We start from the raw sequence: 18197 nt of genomic DNA, 5'->3' as shown, positions 1-18197 counted from the left end.
GGATATTATATATACAGCATATTCATTAGACGAAAAAGACAACACTGGACATGATGAGCTCAGGTTTAATAAAGCGGAGAACAATAATGGACCTGAACGATCTCGTTGGCGCTGCGGTACTTGGATATATTTTTCTCGCGGCGATCTATGAATGGGCAAGCGGGCGCAGCGCCAACGGTGTGCGCACAGCACAGGACTGGAAAATTGCCGGTCTTACTACCGTAATGATGGTGGTTATTCAGCGGCCGCTGGTACTGCTGATTATCAGCTACACCCTCACATTACTGGTTCCGGGTAGTGCGGGTTCACTGGCATGGCTTGATAACCAGTACTTCTGGCCAACAGTGATTGCCTTTTTCTGTCTTGAAGAACTGATTCACGGTGCCGGTCACTATTTTGCGCATTGCAAGCGCCCAAAGCATCGCTGGGCGCAAGCCATCCAGGCCGTCTACAAACTCTCGCACCGGCCGCATCATTTCAGTGGCGATGATGAACGCGGAAAAGTCACCGTGACACAGACCTTCACCAACGGCTGGCTGTGGTGGCTGATCATGCCCAACTACTGGTTTCAGCTGCTGGCACTCTATCTGGGACTGGTCGACGTCTTTCTCTGGGGCACTGTCGCAAAAGGACTTTGGGCGGCCCATACCCATACGCAATGGAACTACGACCTTTATTTCCATAATCACCGCTGGGCCTGGGTTCGCAAAACCATGTGGGCATTGGCGCATGTGATCACGTTTCCAACCCAACACCATCAGCACCATGCCCGGGGCCGGAACTCTGCAAAAAATGTCTGCGGCTCGCTCGCTCTCTACGACTGGCTGATTTTCGACACGCTAGCAATCGAAACCAAAAAGCCCGAAATCTACGGTTGGCGGCAATCCGAACGGGAACAGAAAAGTGTGCTCTACCGGTATTTCAATACCGACCTGAAGAAATACCTGAAGACCTGAAAGTCACCCGTCTATAACCCACGCACAAAAAAATGCCGCAGCGTAAACTGCGGCATTTTGGTTTCTCACGCTTTACGTGAACATTCAGGACATCACAATCAGCGCAGTTTATACGCCATCACGTAATCGCCAATGGTGGTGCCAATTGAACCATGACCACCTGCAACGATGACCACCATCTGCTCACCTTTACTGTTCAGGTACGTCATGGGTGTAGCCTGACCACCAGCTGGAAGCCGTGCTTCCCAGAGCTGCTCACCATCGGTCACGTTGTAGGCCCGCAGGTAGTTGTCTACCGTAGCCCCGAGAAACGCAACGCCACCGCCGGTAATGATCGGACCGCCGATACCGGGCACACCAAGCTTCAACGGAATCGACAAGGGCGTCATATCCTTGATGGTGCCGTTCTTGTGCTTCCATTTAATCTCGCCACTACGCAGGTCTGCGCCCGCAACATAGCCCCAGGGTGGCTGTTGACAGGGCACACCCACCGGCGACATGAAAGGTTTGAGCTCGACTGAGTACTCAGCCCCTGCGTTCTCGTTAAGGCCCTGTTCTCCCACGTTCATAGGCCCCGTTGGCTCGCCGCCATCTTTAGGCACAAGCCGTGAGGTGAAGGCCATGTACAGCGGCATGCCGAACATCACCTGACGCTCGGGATCAACTGCAATACCGCCCCAGTTGAAGACACCAAAGTTGCCAGGGTACACGATAGTGCCCTGCTCCGAGGGCGGCGTATAACGGCCGTCGTATCGGAGACTGCGGAACTGGATACGACAAATCATCTGATCGATTGCTGACGCCCCCCACATGTCCGATTCAGTCAGCTTGGGCGGCGTGAAGCTCAGGCCGGAAACCGGTTGGGTTTCAGCCGTATGATCGCCGGGAATCGCACCCTTGGGAGCGGGTTTTTCGGTGATGGGGATGATGGGCTCACCGGTTTTGCGGTTGAGCACATACACGTCGCCCTGCTTGGTCGGCACCACCAGCCCGGGCTCTACGCCATTGGCGGTTTTGATATCCACCAGACTGGGTTGGGCCGGTGTATCCATATCCCACAGATCGTGATGGACAAACTGCTGTACCCAGGCGGGCTTGCCGGTTTCAAGGCTAAGTGCCACCACAGAGGTCGCGTATTTCTCTTCTGCCGGCGAGCGGTACATGCCGAGCTGATCCGGCGTGCGATTCCCCATGGGCAGATAGATCAACCCGAGCTCTTCATCCGCACTGGCGACTGACCAGCTATTGGGTGAGCTGGTGGCATAGGTTTCGCCTTCGCCAATCGGCGCGGTTTCATCGGGATTACCGGAATCCCAGTTCCATTGCAGCTCGCCTGTTTTGACATCGTAGGCACGGATAACACCCGATGGCGAGTTGATGTCGTAGTTGTCGTTGACCGACCCGGCCACCACTATTTTCCCGTTCGCCACCACCGGCGGCGAAGTCGCATAGTAGTAACCATTTTGTTTGAACGGCATGTTATGCATCAGATCGAGCACGCCGTCTTCGGCAAAATTGCTGCAACGAGCGCCGGTAGCAGGATCAACCGCGATCAGGCGGGCATCAGATGTGGGCATGAACAACTGCGCGTCGCAGACTTTGCTGTCCAGCGCCTCGGCTGGTGTTAAGGCTTGAGCCTCGCTGTTACCCGCTGCCGCGACTGCTGTCGTTGAATCCGCCGGGGGCAGATAGGACACGCCTCGGCAAGTCTGGTGCTGACGCTGGCTTTCAGCCGGCACTTTGGCGTCATAAACCCAGCGCTTTTTACCGGTGTCCGCGTCCAGCGCCACCAACCAGTTGTGAGGCGTGCAAAGATACAACGTGTTGCCAACCTTCAGCGGCGTCGCTTCATAGGTCGTCTCAGTGACGTCATTCGGCCCTTTGCGATCTCCGGTGCGGTATTGCCACGCCAATTCAAGCTGGCCGACATTTTCCGGGGTAATCTGATCCAGCGGCGAATAGCGCTGACCAAGGTTGCTGCGACCGTAACTGATCCAGTCCCCTTCCGGGACATTGCCCGTATCCGGGTTCTCAATGACACGCTCGGTAGTCAGCTGGCCTTCAATGCGGTGAACATCAGTGAACAGCGTGGAGACGGTTATCAAGCCAACCACCACCCAGACTGACGCCAGCGCGAACACTCCACCCCGGCCGCCGTAACGGGCAGGAAACAGCAACGGAATCGCCAGCAGCAGGAAGACACCGAGGCGGGCTGCCAACGGCCACCAGTCCAGTCCGGATTCCCATATTGCCCAAACCGCTGAAAACAGCAGGAACAGGGCGTAGACCAGCTGCGCACTGGTGCGTTTGCGCATCACCAGACAGCCGGTTACCACCAGCGCGATACCGGCGGGGGCGTAATACCAGCTTCCGCCCAGTGTGATAAGCCACGCGCCACCCGCAAGCAACGTCACGCCCATCAAGACGAAAATAATCGCCATAATGATCATAAGATCAATCCTTTGTAATGAATCTGCGTGAAAGAGGCTACGCATCATAGAGCGACAGTGCGACCAGCCCGGTTGAGACAGCTCATCTCAAGCATAGCCCTGATGACAGAATTTTCCCCGTCAGTCAGGGCGTCACCTGGCTGTCAGTTACCTTCCAGACATCCTTTCTGGCAAACACCGTCTTCATCAAATGACATGGTGGCATCACTTAACGGGATGTAGACCGGCACCTGAGTCGCAGCCGCGAATTCTGCCGTCCTTGAGTCCGGCAGCACTTTGCCCTCTTTGGTAGACGGTTGATTCGCATGGGACGGGATGACAGCAGCGGGCTGGACCAACTCGTTAACAACATGAGCCGCCTCTGTTGGCCCGGTGGTGTAAGTGTCGCCAATGTTCATGACGGCCAACTTCGCTTTGTAGAAGTCATGCACGACCAGCTTCTGGTCGGCAGTAATCCCCGTGTCTCCGGAAAGATAGACCACAAGGCCATTACTGAATTTGAGAATATAGCCGGTCGGTGGTCCAACATAGGCATTCACGCCCGCCTGCTTGAGGTGGTCAGCCAGCGGACCGGTCAAGAACCCCGGCGCAAGTCCGTTGCTGTGCACCGCCGGCACGGTTGTAATGCCTACACCGCCTACCGTCTGCATGGCGCCGAATCGCACCAGTACCGAGTCTTCGGCTTTACCGCCTGCGGCGGTCAGCTTGGTCGCAAAGAAGCTTGGCATCTCACTACCGGTCAGTATTTTAGCCCCCTTCCCGACTGCAATATCGACACTGTTTGAATTGGGCGTTGCGTCAACAGAGGCTTCCGGACTGGCACACGTGCCGGCACCCTGCTCGGCAATCCGTCGATCACCAATGTGATCACCATGAACATGGGACACCAGAACAACATCGATATCACCAAGGCGCGGATCATCCGGCCCGGCGACGGTACGCCCTGCATCGTAAAGGATACGGGTACCGTTCGGATCCTCGAAAACCATGGCCCGGTCCAGTGAACAGAACTCGCCCTTGTGGCTACCAAGCGGTGTAACCCTGACATGATCCTCTGCCGCAGCTTGTGCACTCAGACTTGCCAAACTGACGGTCAGCGCCGCACTCCACCAATGTTTCCAATTCATGACCTATGCTCCTTGCTGCAAACGTTTTAAGAACTGTCAGTATAGCTACGACGCATAACCTGACATGTATCAGACAATGGGAATGCCATTGCAGACCCGATTGTGGCGCTTCAGGGTGCTCGCCAAAGAGTGCTTCAATGGCTGTCGGTGTAATGCCATAGTATCCTCCAAGGCATGCCTTACCCATTGTCCGGGCACACTTCGAATGATCCTGGGTCATTCATCCAACAACAATTCTCACAACAAGGGAAACAACGCAATGAAAGCTGAAACGCTTGCCCTGCACGCCGGGTTCAGCGGCGATCCTACAACCCATGCCGCCACAACCCCGATATACCAGACCACGTCTTACACATTCGACGATACCCAGCACGGCGCTGATCTGTTCGATCTGAAAGTGCCCGGCAATATTTACACCCGCATAATGAACCCGACCAATGCGGTGCTTGAAGAGCGCATGGCAGCGCTTGAAGGCGGTATCGGCGCGCTAGCGGTTGCCTCGGGCATGGCGGCCATCACCTATGCCCTGCAAACCATCTGCCGGGTGGGCAGCAACATCATCAGCACCAGCCAGCTGTATGGCGGAACTTACAATCTGTTTGCGCATTCCCTGCCTAACCAGGGTATTGAGTGCCGTTTTGTCCGGCATGATGATTTTGATGCGATAGAGAAAGCGATTGACGACAACACCCGTGCGCTGTTCTGCGAATCCATAGGCAACCCGGCGGGTAATATCGTCGATATCCAGCAATGGGCCGACATTGCTCACCGGCACGGCGTACCGCTGATCGTGGACAACACCGTAGCCACGCCCTTCCTGTGCCGTCCTTTTGAGCACGGTGCCGACATTGTCGTGCACTCCCTGACCAAATATATCGGAGGCCACGGCACAACCGTCGCCGGTATAGTGGTGGATTCAGGAAAATTCGACTGGGCCGCCAACAAGCAGCGCTTCCCGATGCTTAATGAACCGGACCCTTCCTATCATGGCGTGGTCTATACCGAAGCGCTCGGCGCTGCCGCATTTATCGGTCGATGCCGGGTGGTGCCTCTTCGTAACACCGGCGCTGCGCTATCCCCATTCAATGCGTTCCTGATCATGCAGGGCATGGAAACCCTCGCACTAAGGATGGAACGGCACTGCGAGAATGCCGAAAAAGTGGCAAGCTTTCTGGAAAACCACCCCCTCGTTGAGTGGGTCAACTACGCCACATTGTCCTCCAGCCCCTACAAGGCAACCTGCGACAAAATTTGCGGCGGGCGCGCATCCGGCATTCTCAGCTTTGGTATAAAGGGAGGCAAAGAAGCCGGCGCACGGTTTATCGACGCGTTGCAGCTGATCTACCGACTGGTGAACATTGGCGATGCCAAATCCCTGGCCTGTCATCCGGCGACCACAACCCACCGCCAGCTTAACCCTGAAGAGTTGAAGAGTGCAGGCGTGAGCGAAGACCTGGTCCGCCTCTCCATTGGTATTGAGCATGTCGAGGATATTATTGCCGACGTCGAACAGGCACTGAAGGTGGCTTGTCCATAACTCATAAAGCCGGACATCAGTGGACTGGTTTCAATTGACCCCGTCCCTGTAGCCAAAACTGAAACTTCGGCTACAGGGGCGCTGAACGTCGTTTGGATTAGCCTCTATCGCTTGAATTTGGTTTCCAGCACGACAGCCGAGTTCGTGCGCTCAACACCGTCCAGGTTGCCAATATCATCCAGCACGGCGCTTAACTCCTCCAAAGATTGAGCCTGTACAATCGCCAGTAAATCGTATTCACCACTGACAGAGTAGAGCTGCACCACCTGCCCTATTTGTTCCAGCGCGATATTGGTTTTTGCGGTGAGCTTCTGATGCACTTTGATCGATACATGCGCCTCGACCTTGTTCGCCGAATACTCCCCTCCCACGTCCAGCGAATATCCCCGGATAATCCCCGCAGCCTCCAGTCGGGCGATGCGATTTTGTACCGTCGACCGCGACAGACTCAATTCCCGCGCAAGATCAGAAATACTGGCCCGGGCATTCTGACGCAGCAGAAATAACAACTGCTGATCCTGTTTTTTTATCATAGCGCCACTCTACTAAATCATTTTAACCAATATTCTCATCAATTCGCTCATTTTGACACTGCAAATTAGCCAGCACGCTGTTCATACTGACCGAAATGCGGCTGGATAAAAGGTCACCCTGTTGGAGTCGGCAAGACCAACGGAGACAATCGGCGCGCTCACATAAGATTTTTACGGCGGGGAGTACAGCTGATGTTCATTCGTCCAATAGCCCACAAGGATCTAGACGTCCTGCAGGAGATTGCGGTTGAATCCGGTCCCGGCTTCACGTCGTTGGTTGATGATCGTGACTTTCTCACCCAGAAAATCCAGCACTCCATTGATAGCTTTGCCAGCTCGGTGACGCAACCCTGCAGCGAAAGTTATCTGTTTGTGCTTGAAGATCCGGATACCGGTGATGTTATTGGCACCACCGGAATTGAAGCTTCCGTCGGTATGGACAGCCCGCTTTACCATTACCACAAGAGCCAGGTGGTGCATCACTCCCGTGAGCTTTCGCTATTCAAGCGCGTTGATGTGCTCAACATGTGCAATCACTACACCGGTTGCACCGAGATCTGCACGCTGTTTCTGCGGCCACAGTTCCGCCGCGCCTACGCTGGCAAGTTATTATCAAAAGTGCGCTTCCTGTTTATGGCGCAGCATCCCCAGCGCTTTGCCAACACCGTGATTGCCGAAATGCGCGGGGTTTCCTGTGACGATGGCCGTTCGCCATTCTGGACCTGGTTGCGCGACCACTTTGTTGATCTCGACTTTGCCACAGTGACCGGCCTGGTGGGGTCGGGTAACAATCGGTTCATCGCCGAGCTCATGCCCAAGTATCCGCTCTATACTCATTTGTTGAGTCCCGAGGCCCAACAGGTGATCGGTCAGGTCCACGACAAAACCCGGCCTGCCCTGCATATGCTGGAGTCCGAGGGCTTCCGCCATAAAGGCTACGTGGATCTATTCGACGCCGGCCCAACCGTCGAGGCTGAGCTGAGCCAGATCCGCAGTATCGCAGGCTCAATTGAATGCCGTGTTCAGGTCATTGATGCGGAAACTCCGATATTTAATCGAGGTCAAAAGCAGGATCAGCACGAGGTTCTGGCCATTGCCAATACGGCGACTGCGGATTTCCGCGCCACAGTCACCGAAGAGGCGACGTATCTGCCGCAGCATAACCTGCTACAAATACCGTCAGCGCTTTGCGAATCACTGGGCCTGACGGATGGCGCCACGGCGCGCTTCGTTCAACTGGCGGCCGCCAAATCAGCGACCGCAACCGAGACGCAAACATACGAACTTAAAACCGCCCACAGACACCAACAGGAGTTTTTGTATGCACTCTGATATCCAGTCCTTGTTCAGCAACCTGTGGGACAACTACAAGGCCGTCACGCCATCCGCCCAGGAGATTCACTGTATTCTCGGCGGCACTCAGGGCCACAAGATCATTAACGATCATATTGCCCTGCGCACATTCAATCTGGAAAAAGTGAATCTCGACAAGCTGGCCGCTCATTTTCTGGCGTTGGGTTATACCGAAGGCGGGGACTACAATTTCGAAGCGAAGAAGCTCTATGCCAAGCATTATGAGCATCCGGATCCAGCAGCACCCAAGGTCTTTATCTCGGAATTGCTGGTTGAGAAGTTCTCGCCTGAGCTTCAGGCCGTGGTCCGTGACATCGTTGATCAGGTCGATCCGGACGCCGTGACCGCCGATAACTTCCTCTACTCCGGCACTCATTGGAAAGTGGATTACGCCACGTACAAAGCTCTGCTGGCTGAAAGTGAGTATGCGGCCTGGGTGGCAGCCTGGGGATATCGCGCCAACCACTTCACGGTCAATGTGAACCAACTGGAGCAATTCGACAGTGTCGAAGCTATCAATGAGGTGCTGAAAGAAAACGGCTACAACGTCAACACGTCAGGTGGCGAAGTAAAAGGGTCGCCGGCCGACATGCTGGAACAATCATCAACTATGGCCGACAGGGCAGATGCGCGCTTTGCCGACCAGACCGTATCGATCCCAAGCTGCTTCTACGAATTTGCCAAACGTTATCCAACTGCTGATGGCAGCCTTTACACAGGATTCGTCGCGGCCTCTGCGGACAAGATTTTCGAGAGCACAGACGCCAGAATGTAAAACGCCTGGCCACGCGCTCTAACTTCCGAAGATTGCTCAGGGACGAGCAACATCTTAATCGGCTTTTCCATCATCCGGCTGCTCAACCCGATTCCTTGCGACGTATTCGTCTACTGTATCTTCAATGATCCGATCGTACTCACCACCCCGCTTCATGGCGGAGAGCTGTTGTGACAAACAGGGCACGCTCGCAGCTCTGGTTTCATGTACAAAGTGATACAGCGTCACATGACCAACCGGTTCCCCGACTTCAAGGCCCTTGTCGATTCTGGAATAGACCCGGGCGTCGAATGCCATCATAAGCGCCGCATCAATGCGATGCCGATCAAGCAGGTCGTACAACTGCTTTGTACCCCGCACAGGCACCGCCGTTACTTCAGAGGGCAGCATTCCGGCGAAACGGCGATAACCTTGCAAGACGCCCCACCTTTCACCCGATGCTCCCGTCGGCGGCGACCGATCATTAGCTGAATACACTGGCACCAGCGGCAGTTCGAGCAAGATCTCAGTGAGTGACCGCAATGGTGCTCCGGGTTTTACGGCTTCTTTCGCCCGGGCAAGCTCACCATCAGACTGCCCGGCTTCTGCCATCACAAAAGCCCTGGCCGCCGGCACCTCGAGGAAATGAACGTCGTCGCCGCAGTGCCGATACATGGCACTGACAATGCGTTGCCCTACATTCACAGAGACTTCCCCGGTCGAGGATGGCGAGGTGATAACGCGCTGATCCGCAGCCAGCATCGGGGCGCCCAAAACCGTCATGCTGCAAAATAACCAGCGCACCAGCAAAGCTTGCGCCCTCTGGAGGTAATGATAAATAAGGCTGAACTGGGTATCGCTGTGTTGGGTTGTCGACATGGACATGCCACCCATCTCCCTGAATTACAGATCAAGCTTTTTCCATCAAGCCTGCCGGTACGTACTTCCTGAATTGTAGCAGCCACTCCGAAAAGCGGCACTCAAGGGTTCAACAACAAGCGTCTACGACTTTAGTATCGTTTTTTGTGACATATCATGAAATATGGGCAAGTGGCGTCGAAACCGCGCCGTAACAATCCTTGTTTTCTTGTGTTTGGAGGTAGCGTCTATTAACTTCAGAATGGCAATGACGCATTCCGGACTCCTCAGATGGATATCTCCGAAACGAGCCTTAAACTGGCTCGGCCACATCGTAAAGCCGTGCTGGTTTCCCTTCTATGGCTAACCGCCATAGCCGGCATCATTTTCGGGATAGGGAATATATTTCGCGGCAACATCATGCTGTCTGTCGCTGAACTATGCATGGCAGCCTATTCGATTTTCCTGATGATTGCTGGCCGCAACACCAAGAACCTGCAACGCTGGATTTTCTGTTACACCATACCATTCTTCTGCGTCATGATGTTCGCCATGACCACTCCCCGTGCCACCCTCTCCGTCTTCGGGTGGGTGCTCCTGATCCCACTACTTTCTCATCTTCTGCACGGTCGCAAAACCGGGCTCGTTATGTCCATCACTTTCACACTGATCGCCGGCATTATTTTCGTTATGAAGTACCATGACTCTGCTGAATTGATGCAGCCTATGCCATTGATGAATATTGCTATATTGTCAATCTGCATCGTCACCTTCTCTCATGTTTATGAAGTCAGCCGAGAGCGCACCGAGCTAAGCCTGCTGCAAATGGCGCGCACTGATTTCCTGACCGCCCTGCCCAATCGCGCGATGTTCAGGGAAGTATTTGAGCAGCAAAAGGCGCAGGCGACCCGAAACGCCAGACCACTGACGCTGTTCGTGATCGATCTCGACTATTTCAAGGAAGTTAACGACCAGTATGGGCATGATGTCGGCGACCAGGCGCTCATTCATGTGGCGCGCCTGCTGGAGAAGAACCTGCGTGCAGGGGATCTGGCCTGCCGTCTTGGCGGCGAAGAATTCGGCGTGCTGCTGCCGGGCACCAACAGCTTGCAGGCCCGCACTGTATGCGAACACCTGCGGGACACCCTGGCGAACACCCCATTAACTTTTGAAGACAAAACCATTTCGCTGACAATGAGCGTCGGTATCGCTGAAATCGGCGCCGACGGCAACAGCCTTCGAAGCCTGCTCACCCGGGCAGACCATCGCCTCTATACCGCCAAAGCTGAAGGCAGAAACCGTGTTGTAGGACCCGAGGTCGACGGGCACATGCCCGTACCCGAAACGACGACGTCTCAAACCGCCTGAATTGGCGCCTCCCGTCATTATGACAGCAGTTGCTCCAGAGCACGGGCGCTTGAGCCACATCAATTCCGGTATTAGCCATTAGGCGCAGATCCATTGAATTTTTCAGCCCCAACGCCGAGCATGGCAGTTCTGACTGACCTATCTTTAATAGAACCCTCGCACAACAAACCAACCAACTCTTCAGGAAACTGTGATGAGCGCCATACTGCTGCTGATTATCGGACTGGGAGCGATGGCTGCGGGTTATTTCATTTACTCCCGTTTTCTCGCCAAAGTCATTTTCAAACTGGATGACAAATTCAAAACGCCGGCTCATGAGTTTGAAGACGGCGTCGATTTTGTTCCCACAAACAAATTCGTTCTGTGGGGGCATCACTTCACCTCGGTTGCCGGTGCCGCGCCGATTGTCGGACCGGCCATTGCGGTTATATGGGGTTGGTTGCCCGCTTTCCTGTGGGTCACTATCGGCACTATTTTCTTTGCCGGCATTCATGATTTTGGCGCCATCTGGGCCAGCGTGCGCAACAAGGCAAAGTCAGTAGGGACGCTCACAGGCGAAGTTGTCAGCAACCGCACACGATCAATATTCATGATTGTGATTTTCCTGGTTCTGTTGATGGTCAACGGCGTCTTTGGTGTGGTGATTGCCAAGTTGCTGATCAACAACCCGGGCTCGGTAGTGCCGGTATGGGGCGCTATTGCGGTGGCACTGGTTATTGGCCAGTTGATCTACCGCGCCAAGATGAGCCTGCCCATCGTGTCGCTTCTGGGCGTCACCGCACTTTATTTCCTGATCTACATCGGGCCTTCCGTGCCTGTCGCCCTGCCCGAACAGGTTATGGGCATGTCTGACAACGCAGCCTGGATTCTCATCCTCTTCGCTTACGCCGCCGTGGCGTCACTGCTGCCCGTCTGGATGCTGCTGCAACCCAGGGACTACATCAACGGTCTTCAGTTGTTTGTGGGGCTTATCGCACTTTATGCCGCAGTTCTGATTGGCAACCCGACCGTCGTTGCTCCGATGATCAACAACAACTTGCCGGCGGATACCCCCTCCATGATTCCGCTGCTGTTCGTGACCATAGCCTGCGGCGCAATCTCAGGCTTCCACGGGCTTGTCGCATCCGGCACCACCTCGAAGCAGCTCAACCGGGAATCCGATGCCCGCTTTGTGGGTTACTTTGGTGCCACTGGTGAGGGGGCGCTGGCACTGGCGGCTATCATCGCCGGTACAGCCGGATTTGCTTCGCTGGCCGATTGGCAGGCGGTCTACACCGCGTTTGGCCAGGGCGGTGTATTGGCATTCGTCAATGGCGGCGCGACCATCCTGAGCCAGGGCACAGGTATGGATGCAGCGGTAGCCGGCACCATGCTGACGGTTATGGCGGCACTTTTCGCCGGTACCACGATGGATACCGGTCTTCGCCTGCAACGCTACATTTTCCAGGAGTGGGGCGAGATCTACGACATCAAGTGGATGGCCAAAGCAGCGCCCGCAACACTGCTATCCGTGGGCTCATGCCTGCTGTTGGCGTTCGGTGCGGGAGGCGCAGATGGCTCCGGTGGGCTGCTGATCTGGCCGCTGTTCGGCACAACTAACCAGCTGCTGGCCGGGCTCACGCTACTCGTCGTGACGGTGATGCTGGTACGCCGCGGTTCGCCGACGATTTACGCGCTGGTGCCGCTGATTTTTCTGCTGTCGATGACCCTCTACGCGCTACTGCTGCAACTTAAAGGCTTCTACCTCAAGAGCGACTGGTTCCTCTTTGGTCTTGATCTTGTGGTGTTGGTTGCAGCGGTGCTGGTCACGCTAGAGTGCACCGCCACGCTGCGCAGGGTTAAGCGCGAGAAAAAAGCAGAAGCAGGCAACACCTGACGATACGTCAGCGACTATTCCAATATAAGGTGTAGTCGCTGACAATACCCTTTTTCCAATAACCTGTGCCCTGTCGCGGGCTTGCCGGAACGGAGCGCACCATGAATAAAACCCTGGCTCGTTTCAAATACTGGTACAGGCGCGCCAGCGCGGCAGGTACCGAGTATTACAACGCGCCATACCGTGCCGCAATCGCCCGCGCTCAACGGGACGAAGATGATCTCTTCATGCTACTGGTATTCGGTGAAATGATGGGAATTCCCAACCCTGCCAGCTGGTATTGTCTTGAGCTGCAGCCCCTGTTGCTGGAACGTTTCCATGACTGGCATACCCGCATGGGAATGGAGCGCTCGCCACTTGATAATATGCGCTGCTGCTAATCGCTTACCTGAGGCCTTTATGCTCAATATTCCGGATCTGATTGCAAACCGGCAGCTGCTGATGGTCGGGGGCAAAGGCGGTGTCGGAAAAACCACCGTCGCTTCGGCTATGGCCGTGGCCGCAGCTGATGCCGGACGGCGTGTACTGCTGATCTCAACTGACCCGGCTCACAGCCTGTCCGATGCGTTTGATCGCCCGATCGGCAACCGGCCAACCCGCGTCTGGCCGAACCTGACCGCGCTGGAGCTGGATCCTGACACCGAGGTTGACGCCTACCTCGAGCGTGTTTTTTCTCAGATGAAGCGCTACGTCGGGCCGGATCATGTCAAAGAGCTGCAACGTCAATTGCGGCTGAGCAGCCAGTCTCCGGGCGCTCAGGAAGCCGCACTACTTGAACGCATGTCCCGCCTGATCGAGGACAGCCAGAACGACTACGACCTGTTGATCTTCGACACCGCCCCAACCGGCCATACCTTGCGGCTGCTCAGCCTTCCCGAAGTGATGGCCGCCTGGACAGACGGCCTGCTCAAACACAACAAACGCTCTGAAAAACTCGGCAAGGCGCTGGCGCACCTGACACCAGGCCGTAGCCTGGACAACCCCATGTCCGATCCTTCGGAAAACGCCCTCGAAGGTCTGGACGACCGAAGCCGTGAACTCACCGAGACGCTGCTAGCGCGCCAACGGCTCTTCCATCGCACCCGACGATTGTTAAACGACGCATCCCACACCGCTTTTCTATTCGTGCTGACGCCCGAGCGATTGCCAATTCTGGAGACTGAACGGGCCGTGAATGCCTTGAAAAGTGCCGCTATTCCGGTGGCCGGCGCTATCATCAACCGGCTTTTACCAGAGGACGATGATAGTGCATTCTGGGCGACCCGAAGGGAGAGACAGAGCCGCCACCTGGCGGACATTGATCAACGTCTGAAAGGCATCAAACAACTGAGGCTGCCACTATTCGAGGATGATATTCAGGGTGGTGACGCGCTGCAGGCCTTTGCGGCAAAACTTGTTGATCCGGCGTAAAATTCACGAGCTTGCCCAATTGAGCGCCTGGCCAATACGGAGGCTTTATGAAATACATTTTCGAAGTGCACATCAAGGACGGCCACACCGCAGAGGAGTATGCCGACGCCTGGGTTCGCGCCAGCGAGATCATCCAGCGAGCGCCCGGTGCCCGGGGTACTCGATTGCACCGAAAGCTCGACGATCCGAATGTACTGATTGCCATCGCCAGCTGGGACACCAAGGCTCAAAGAGATGCGATGGAAGGCCAGCACAACCCCGACGTTGCCGAAATCATTCGCAGCGCTGCACCCTTTTGCGATATCCGACCGATCGGGGCTTTTGATGAGCCTGAATGGGTCGTATTGCCGCCGGAGCAATCCTGACGAATACCACTGCTGCGCAGAACATCGCGTTCTGGCAGCGCCTCTCTGGGCGCCTCAGGCCCAATCGATTGTTGCCTCGCACAAATAAATACCCAGCCAATTCGATCCGCATTTTGCTGATGGCCCCGCGCGCCTGAACCGCACTGCAAGAACCTGCTACACACCACCCTCAATGCGACAAAACGTGACAGATTAGACATAACAATTGACACCACCGGCAAGGCCCGTCTATTTTCGTAAATGGATAACAAAATGTTATTTCGCATTGCGAAACGCAGACCCATAAATACAAACACAGGACTGTCTAATGTTACGTGTCTTTCGGTGCTTACTGGCTACAGCCGTTGCAGCCTCTCCCCTGTCCGCAATCAGCGCGGAAAAAGTAGACCTCCCCAACACCCTTGCCATGACCGCTTATGGCACAGGATCAGCCGGTTACAGCCAGATGGTGTCTATCGGCAACCTGTTGCAGAACGAATATGGTACAGCGGTACGTATTCTGCCTGGTGAAAACGACGTCTCCCGTATGACGCCGCTCAAAACCGGCCGTGTGCCACTTTGCGCATGCGGTATCGCGAGCTACTACGGCTCTGAAGGCGTTCTGATGTTTGCTGACCCCAATTGGGGGCCGCAACCCATTCGCGTCATTACAACGTCGATCGCCAGCTTTGGCCTGGGTATCGCCGTCGCAGGCGACATCGACGTCAAATCACCGAAGGATCTGAAAGGCAAGCGCGTCTCCTGGATACGCGGTGATGACGCTCTGAACCTTGGCACTGAAGCATACCTGGCGTTTGGCGGCCTCACCTGGGATGACGTCGAGAAAGTCGAGTTCCCGGGTTACGGTCGTGCGTTCGAAGGCATTATCTCGGATCAGGTCGATACCGCCTTTACCGTCAGCGTCGCACCGCCACCTCAACAACTGGCCGCCAGCCCTCGCGGTATCGTATGGCCCGAGCTGGACCCGAACGACAAAGAAGGATGGAAGCGCCTGCAAGCGGTCGCACCTTACTTCCAGCCGCATAAAGTCACGTCAGCAGCGGGCGAATACAGCAAAGACAACCCATGGATCGGAGCGAGCTACCCGTACCCGATTCTGGTAGCAAACGCCGACACTGATCCCAAGCTTGCTGACAGCCTGATCCGCGTCTTCCACGAAGACTTCGATAAATATAAGGACGCAGCTCCCGGAAACGGCGGCTATAGCCTGGACAGCCAGAATTTGGAATGGGTCATTCCCTTCCACGATGCCGTCGTCGCCTATTACAAGGAAATCGGTGAATGGACCGATGCTATGCAAGCACATCAGGACAAGCTGGTTAAGCGCCAGAACATTCTGATGAAAACCTGGAAGACTTACACCGGCAACAACCCACCTTCCGATGAAGAAGCCTTTCGTGACGGCTGGATGGACGCCCGCGCAACCGCTCTTGAAGCTGCGGGCATGAACCCCGTATTCCGCTAAGCCAGCACCCCGGGTGAGTCAGCCATGACTCACCCGTTCTATTGCTTGACCACCTCTTTGTTCACTTCTACTTCGGAGCAGTGTTACCGATGAATGTTCCTCAAGAGACCGCCAGTCCACCGGAAAACATTTCCGGTATTCGCCAGTTAACCGGTTTCTGGCTTTGGGTACCCCGTGTTGCCACCGTCGTGATGACCCTCATCACCATCGATTACCTGTTCAACCTGCAGCTCATCGGGTTTATCACGCAGGTCGAAAGTCAGTTTTTCTACATGGTCGTCGCGCTCATGCTGCCACTGGTCTACGTCCTGTGGCCGATGAACAAACATGCGTCGCGAACACAAGTTCCCTGGTACGACGTGCTTTTGTTCCTTGCGACGACGGGCATCTGTGGGTTCTTCGTTTATAACGCCGAACAGATTCTCGATCGGGGCTGGGAGTATGAGGCACCGCAATACGCGATGGTCGTGAGTTTCATGCTTTGGGCCACTATTGTTGAGGCCGTTCGCCGGGCCGGCGGACTTCCCATCGCCATCATTGTCGGCATCGCCAGCCTCTATCCCATTTTTGCCGATTTGGTGCCCGGTCCGATTCAGGGCTTTCCCTCTTCGCCAACCCAGACCGCGATTTACCATGCCATGAGTCGCGAAAGCATCATGGGCATTCCGCTGCAGGCCTTTGCCAATCTTGTCATCGGCTTCCTTTTGTTCGGCGTAGCGCTGCAGCAAACCGGCGGCGGCAAATTTTTTATCAATCTGGCCTTTGCCCTGCTTGGAAACGTCAGGGGCGGACCGGCCAAAGTGGCCGTGTTCTCCAGTGGTCTCATGGGGTCCATGAGCGGCAGCGTCATCACGAACGTGCTCACGACCGGTGTGTTGTCGATTCCGGCCATGCGGCGGGTCGGCTTCAGCCGTTCCTATGCCGCAGGTGTTGAAGCCTGTGCATCAACAGGTGGCGTGCTCATGCCGCCCGTGATGGGCGCTACCGCCTTTATCATGGCAGCGTTCCTCAACATTCCCTACGGCACTATTGCGCTCGCCGCCGCGGTGCCGTCGGTGCTTTACTTCCTGGGGCTGTTTATCCAGATCGATGCCTACGCAGCTCGCCACAAACTTGAAGGTCTGCCGGTCGATGAGTTGCCATCCATCAAGCAAACCCTGAAAGAAGGCTGGTACTTCATTTTCGTTTTCGTGCTGCTGATCTGGCTGCTGTTTTTCTTGCGGCGTGAAGCGACCGCGCCCTTTTACGCAACAGCATTGCTCATCGCAATCAATCAGATTCTGCCCTACCAGCGGTGGGGCTGGCAGGATGTAAAAGACTTCTTCTCGAACTCGGGCAAGTTGTTTGCTGAATTGATCGCGATTCTGGGCGGTGTCGGCCTCTTGGTGGGGGCGCTATCCGTAACCGGGTTATCAGGGACAATCGCCAACGATCTGATCTTTCTTGCCGGCGGGAACACTCTGGTATTGCTGCTGATGGGCGCTTTAACCAGCTTCATTCTCGGCATAGGCATGACTGTCACCGCAGCCTACATATTCCTCGCTGTCGCTTTGGCACCCGCATTGATTAACGGCGGGGGTATGGATCCGCTCGCAGTGCACCTGTTCATTCTGTACTGGGGCATGCTCAGCTTTATCACGCCCCCGGTAGCATTGGGTGCATTCGCTGCAGCGACTGTGGCGGGAGCACGACCGATGGAAACAGGTGTGCAGGCGATGCGTCTGGGCAGTGTTATTTACTTCATTCCGTTCCTGTTTGTGCTTAATCCCGCGCTGATCTTTCAGGGCAACTGGAATGAAATCGCTATTGTGATTGCTCAGGCACTCGTTGGCATCACGCTCATAGCCGGATCGATGCAAGGCTATTTGCTGGGCGTGGGCGATCTCAGTGCGAGCAAACTGCTGCAGTGGCCGATACGACTCGCGCTTATTCTGGGGGGCATGTTGCTGGCCATTCCCGGTGGCGGGCCTGTGCCGCTGAGCAACGGGGAACTGTCACTGGCCAGTGCCATCTTGATAGTCCCCGCAATAGCCGCCGCGTGGCTGGCGACAAAGAAACAACCGGCGATAGCCTGAAAAGATGGTTTATCGGGAAGCGTGAGGTGCTGAGCCTGAGATCAATACCGTCGCTTCCCACGGAACCTCA

15 protein-coding genes are annotated in these 18197 nt (G+C 55.5%); 11 read left to right on the top strand and 4 right to left on the bottom strand.

Annotation, left to right across the window (positions count from 1 at the left end):
* The first annotated feature begins 86 nt into the window (after positions 1-86).
* On the top strand, positions 87-956 hold the full coding sequence (locus ACUN9X_RS15695) for a sterol desaturase family protein (RefSeq protein ID WP_260034638.1): 870 nt from the start codon (positions 87-89) through the stop codon (positions 954-956).
* A 98-nt stretch (positions 957-1054) separates the two neighbouring features.
* Here ACUN9X_RS15695 and ACUN9X_RS15690 read toward each other — a convergent pair whose 3' ends face one another.
* Positions 1055-3406, bottom strand: a complete 2352-nt coding sequence (locus ACUN9X_RS15690) for a glucose/quinate/shikimate family membrane-bound PQQ-dependent dehydrogenase (RefSeq protein WP_260034636.1) — start codon at positions 3404-3406, stop codon at positions 1055-1057.
* 143 nt (positions 3407-3549) lie between these two features.
* Positions 3550-4533 (bottom strand): MBL fold metallo-hydrolase, encoded by a 984-nt coding sequence (locus ACUN9X_RS15685; protein ID WP_260034634.1) that lies wholly within the window; start codon positions 4531-4533, stop codon positions 3550-3552.
* A 259-nt stretch (positions 4534-4792) separates the two neighbouring features.
* Between ACUN9X_RS15685 and ACUN9X_RS15680 the strand changes: the two genes are divergently transcribed.
* Positions 4793-6070: an O-acetylhomoserine aminocarboxypropyltransferase/cysteine synthase family protein gene (locus ACUN9X_RS15680; protein ID WP_260034632.1), complete on the top strand. Its 1278-nt coding sequence runs from the start codon at positions 4793-4795 to the stop codon at positions 6068-6070.
* 104 nt (positions 6071-6174) lie between these two features.
* Here ACUN9X_RS15680 and ACUN9X_RS15675 read toward each other — a convergent pair whose 3' ends face one another.
* Positions 6175-6603, bottom strand: coding sequence for an Lrp/AsnC family transcriptional regulator (locus ACUN9X_RS15675; RefSeq protein ID WP_260034631.1), 429 nt, complete (start codon positions 6601-6603; stop codon positions 6175-6177).
* 192 nt (positions 6604-6795) lie between these two features.
* Here ACUN9X_RS15675 and astA point away from each other — a divergent pair, with 192 nt between their 5' ends.
* Positions 6796-7935 carry an arginine N-succinyltransferase gene (astA, locus tag ACUN9X_RS15670; RefSeq protein WP_260034630.1) on the top strand — a complete coding sequence of 380 codons (1140 nt, stop codon included), beginning with the start codon at positions 6796-6798 and terminating at the stop codon, positions 7933-7935.
* Positions 7925-8731 carry a DUF1338 domain-containing protein gene (locus ACUN9X_RS15665; protein ID WP_260034628.1) on the top strand — a complete coding sequence of 269 codons (807 nt, stop codon included), beginning with the start codon at positions 7925-7927 and terminating at the stop codon, positions 8729-8731. The genes astA and ACUN9X_RS15665 overlap by 11 nt, the downstream gene beginning before the upstream one ends.
* Positions 8732-8785: 54 nt before the next feature.
* Here ACUN9X_RS15665 and ACUN9X_RS15660 read toward each other — a convergent pair whose 3' ends face one another.
* Positions 8786-9595 (bottom strand): hypothetical protein, encoded by an 810-nt coding sequence (locus ACUN9X_RS15660; RefSeq protein ID WP_445473694.1) that lies wholly within the window; start codon positions 9593-9595, stop codon positions 8786-8788.
* Between the two features lie 264 nt (positions 9596-9859).
* Between ACUN9X_RS15660 and ACUN9X_RS15655 the strand changes: the two genes are divergently transcribed.
* From ACUN9X_RS15655 to ACUN9X_RS15625, 7 genes are all read left to right on the top strand, one after another.
* The gene (locus tag ACUN9X_RS15655) at positions 9860-10936 is read left to right on the top strand and encodes a GGDEF domain-containing protein (RefSeq protein WP_260034625.1); all 1077 of its coding nucleotides are present in this window, start codon (positions 9860-9862) and stop codon (positions 10934-10936) included.
* 193 nt (positions 10937-11129) lie between these two features.
* On the top strand, positions 11130-12812 hold the full coding sequence (locus ACUN9X_RS15650) for a carbon starvation CstA family protein (protein WP_445473693.1): 1683 nt from the start codon (positions 11130-11132) through the stop codon (positions 12810-12812).
* Between the two features lie 101 nt (positions 12813-12913).
* Complete coding sequence (locus ACUN9X_RS15645) at positions 12914-13192, top strand: cory-CC-star protein (protein ID WP_260034623.1); 279 nt, start codon at positions 12914-12916, stop codon at positions 13190-13192.
* Positions 13193-13211: 19 nt separating this feature from the next.
* Positions 13212-14222 carry an ArsA family ATPase gene (locus tag ACUN9X_RS15640; RefSeq protein WP_445473692.1) on the top strand — a complete coding sequence of 337 codons (1011 nt, stop codon included), beginning with the start codon at positions 13212-13214 and terminating at the stop codon, positions 14220-14222.
* A 47-nt stretch (positions 14223-14269) separates the two neighbouring features.
* Positions 14270-14587, top strand: a complete 318-nt coding sequence (locus tag ACUN9X_RS15635) for an antibiotic biosynthesis monooxygenase family protein (protein ID WP_445473691.1) — start codon at positions 14270-14272, stop codon at positions 14585-14587.
* 307 nt (positions 14588-14894) lie between these two features.
* On the top strand, positions 14895-16052 hold the full coding sequence (locus tag ACUN9X_RS15630) for a TAXI family TRAP transporter solute-binding subunit (RefSeq protein ID WP_445473690.1): 1158 nt from the start codon (positions 14895-14897) through the stop codon (positions 16050-16052).
* An 89-nt stretch (positions 16053-16141) separates the two neighbouring features.
* Positions 16142-18127: a TRAP transporter permease gene (locus ACUN9X_RS15625; protein ID WP_445473689.1), complete on the top strand. Its 1986-nt coding sequence runs from the start codon at positions 16142-16144 to the stop codon at positions 18125-18127.
* Positions 18128-18197: the final 70 nt, after the last annotated feature.

The sequence above is a fragment of the Marinobacter sp. V032 genome (genome assembly GCF_052645435.1).
Note: the sequence above shows the minus strand (reverse complement) of the source record. Positions and strands in the feature narration are given on the sequence as shown.

Excerpts from the sequence above, each read along its gene's own strand:
- ACUN9X_RS15695 (WP_260034638.1), top strand. The coding sequence starts at position 87 with ATGGACCTGAACGATCTCGTTGGCGCTGCGGTACTTGGATATATTTTT.
- ACUN9X_RS15690 (WP_260034636.1), bottom strand. The coding sequence starts at position 3,406 with ATGATCATTATGGCGATTATTTTCGTCTTGATGGGCGTGACGTTGCTT.
- ACUN9X_RS15685 (WP_260034634.1), bottom strand. The coding sequence starts at position 4,533 with ATGAATTGGAAACATTGGTGGAGTGCGGCGCTGACCGTCAGTTTGGCA.
- ACUN9X_RS15680 (WP_260034632.1), top strand. The coding sequence starts at position 4,793 with ATGAAAGCTGAAACGCTTGCCCTGCACGCCGGGTTCAGCGGCGATCCT.
- ACUN9X_RS15675 (WP_260034631.1), bottom strand. The coding sequence starts at position 6,603 with ATGATAAAAAAACAGGATCAGCAGTTGTTATTTCTGCTGCGTCAGAAT.
- astA (WP_260034630.1), top strand. The coding sequence starts at position 6,796 with ATGTTCATTCGTCCAATAGCCCACAAGGATCTAGACGTCCTGCAGGAG.
- ACUN9X_RS15665 (WP_260034628.1), top strand. The coding sequence starts at position 7,925 with ATGCACTCTGATATCCAGTCCTTGTTCAGCAACCTGTGGGACAACTAC.
- ACUN9X_RS15660 (WP_445473694.1), bottom strand. The coding sequence starts at position 9,595 with ATGTCCATGTCGACAACCCAACACAGCGATACCCAGTTCAGCCTTATT.
- ACUN9X_RS15655 (WP_260034625.1), top strand. The coding sequence starts at position 9,860 with ATGGATATCTCCGAAACGAGCCTTAAACTGGCTCGGCCACATCGTAAA.
- ACUN9X_RS15650 (WP_445473693.1), top strand. The coding sequence starts at position 11,130 with ATGAGCGCCATACTGCTGCTGATTATCGGACTGGGAGCGATGGCTGCG.
- ACUN9X_RS15645 (WP_260034623.1), top strand. The coding sequence starts at position 12,914 with ATGAATAAAACCCTGGCTCGTTTCAAATACTGGTACAGGCGCGCCAGC.
- ACUN9X_RS15640 (WP_445473692.1), top strand. The coding sequence starts at position 13,212 with ATGCTCAATATTCCGGATCTGATTGCAAACCGGCAGCTGCTGATGGTC.
- ACUN9X_RS15635 (WP_445473691.1), top strand. The coding sequence starts at position 14,270 with ATGAAATACATTTTCGAAGTGCACATCAAGGACGGCCACACCGCAGAG.
- ACUN9X_RS15630 (WP_445473690.1), top strand. The coding sequence starts at position 14,895 with ATGTTACGTGTCTTTCGGTGCTTACTGGCTACAGCCGTTGCAGCCTCT.
- ACUN9X_RS15625 (WP_445473689.1), top strand. The coding sequence starts at position 16,142 with ATGAATGTTCCTCAAGAGACCGCCAGTCCACCGGAAAACATTTCCGGT.